Source organism: Herbaspirillum sp. UBA812, from assembly GCF_002296545.1.
Lineage (GTDB): Bacteria > Pseudomonadota > Gammaproteobacteria > Burkholderiales > Burkholderiaceae_D > Herbaspirillum > Herbaspirillum huttiense.
In genome coordinates this window covers 1-2007 of sequence record NZ_DBIC01000176.1, presented here as the reverse complement: position 1 = coordinate 2007, position 2007 = coordinate 1, and the positions used below count along the sequence as shown (strand labels likewise).

Here is a 2007-nt window from a genome sequence, read left to right as displayed (position 1 = left end):
GCGCGTGCTGCTGCTGGATGAACCCTTCGGTGCCCTCGATCCGGGCATCCGCAAGGAGATGCATGCGCTGCTGCTGGACCTGTGGAAGGACAGCGGCCTGACCGTCTTCATGGTCACCCATGACCTCTCCGAAGGTTTCACCCTGGGCACGCGGCTGCTGGTGTTCGACAAGGTGCGCGTCGATCCGCAATACCCGCAGGCCTACGGGGCCCACATCACGTACGACATCGCCCTCAACGAGGCCCGTGCCCGCGAACAGGCGGACAAGCTGGCCTCCCTCCTCACTGCAAAGGAAAGCTGACATGAGCAAGGATCCCCTGGCCCTGCAGGCCAGACTCTACGAAGAACTGCTGCCCGGCGGCGGCCATACGTCCTTCATCCTCAAGCGCGGGCAATCGCTGCGCATCACCGACATCGAAGGCGGCGCCAACGTCAGCATGATGATGCTGAACGCCCAGCAGCCCAGCGAACGCCTGAACCTGCCCGACACCCTCAAGGGCCAGCACACCGCGCGCCTGCAGGCCGGTCACTGCCTGTACTCCGACATGGGCCGCGTGCTGGCGGCCATCACCGAAGACACCTGCGGCTGGCATGACAGCTTCGGCGGCGTGCTCAATGCCGAAGAGGTGCGCGAGAAATACGGCCAGGGCCGCTACCAGGAATTGCGCAACGGATTCCATCGCAACGGTGCCGACAACCTGCTGGTGGAAATGGGCAAGTGGAACCTTGATCTGCAGGACCTGCTGATGGTGGTGAACCTGTTCTCGCGCGTGAACGTGGATGCCGAGGGCGTCTTCCACTTCGTGCCCGGCAATTCCAGGGCGGGTGACTTCATCGAACTGGCCGCACCGATGGACACGCTCATCATCCTGACCGCCCTGCAGCATCCGATGGACCCGCATCCACACTACGCACCGCGCCCGGTCCGGCTGGAGTGGCTGCAGACGCACAGCGACGACAGCACCCATGCCTGCCGCCATTCTCGCCCCGAGAACGAACGCGCCTTCCACAACACCGAACGCTTCCATCTGTGAAGCAGGGAGACTCACATGCACATCATCGAAAGCCAGCGCGCCCCAGAACAAGCCGTGTTCCGTCACGTGATCCCGGCCGGCGAACCCTATCTCTTCAACCTCAGCGCCGGGCAGACCGTGCGCCTGCTGGACCTGGAAGGCAACCAGGCCATCGACACGCTGTTCTACAGCGCCACCCATCCGCGTGAACGCTATGATCCCCAGCGCACCCTGCGCCGCCAGAATCGCGCCTACCTGGGTGCGGGCAGCGTGCTGTATTCCAACCTGGGCCGGGCATTGGCCACCATCGTGGCCGATACCTGCGGCCGCCATGACACGCTGGGCGGGGCCTGCGCGCAGGAGAGCAATACCGTGCGCTATGCGCTGGACAAACGCTACATGCACAGCTGCCGCGACAATTTCCTCTGTGCCTGTCTGCACGATGGCCGCCTCAACAAGCGCGACATCGGCGCCAACATCAACTTCTTCATGAACGTGCCGGTCACCCCCGAGGGCGGTCTCACTTTCGAGGATGGCATCTCGGCGGCCGGCAAGTACGTGGAGCTGCGCGCCGAGCAGGATCTCATCGTGCTCATTTCCAACTGCCCGCAGCTCAACAATCCCTGCAACGGCTGGAACCCGACGGCGGCCGAAGTGCTGGTGTGGGACTGATCCGCACCGCTTGACCGACCGCAGTAGTGCACCCCTCGCGGACGACCGCGAGCCGGTTTTTCGAATCACGGGACGACCCGGATTTCCAGGCCCATTCCATGTTTGACCATCTGCTCATCGCCAATCGCGGCGCCATTGCCTGCCGCATCCTGCGCACCTTGCGCATGCTGGACGTGACCGGCGTGTGCGTCTATTCCGAAGCCGACCTCGGCAGCCTGCACGTCTTGCAGGCCGACCGCGCCATCTCGCTGGGAGAAGGGCCGGCCGCCCAGACCTATCTGGCCGTGGACAAGATCCTGGCCGCCGCCCGTGACAGCGGCGC

3 protein-coding genes and 1 pseudogene are annotated in these 2007 nt (G+C 64.4%); all 4 read left to right on the top strand.

Features of this window, described 5'->3' with window-relative positions:
- Positions 1–301 (top strand): annotated as a pseudogene (locus B3873_RS11790) (ABC transporter ATP-binding protein); the annotation flags it as partial.
- A 1-nt stretch (position 302) separates the two neighbouring features.
- Positions 303–1034, top strand: a complete 732-nt coding sequence (locus B3873_RS11785; RefSeq protein ID WP_286866204.1) for an urea amidolyase associated protein UAAP1 — start codon at positions 303–305, stop codon at positions 1032–1034.
- Positions 1035–1049: 15 nt separating this feature from the next.
- Positions 1050–1685 carry an urea amidolyase associated protein UAAP2 gene (locus tag B3873_RS11780; protein WP_286866202.1) on the top strand — a complete coding sequence of 212 codons (636 nt, stop codon included), beginning with the start codon at positions 1050–1052 and terminating at the stop codon, positions 1683–1685.
- Positions 1686–1783: 98 nt separating this feature from the next.
- On the top strand, positions 1784–2007 hold a 224-nt coding region (locus B3873_RS11775), incomplete at its 3' end, for a biotin carboxylase N-terminal domain-containing protein (RefSeq protein ID WP_286866200.1).

Excerpts from the sequence above, each read along its gene's own strand:
- B3873_RS11785 (WP_286866204.1), top strand. The coding sequence starts at position 303 with ATGAGCAAGGATCCCCTGGCCCTGCAGGCCAGACTCTACGAAGAACTG.
- B3873_RS11780 (WP_286866202.1), top strand. The coding sequence starts at position 1,050 with ATGCACATCATCGAAAGCCAGCGCGCCCCAGAACAAGCCGTGTTCCGT.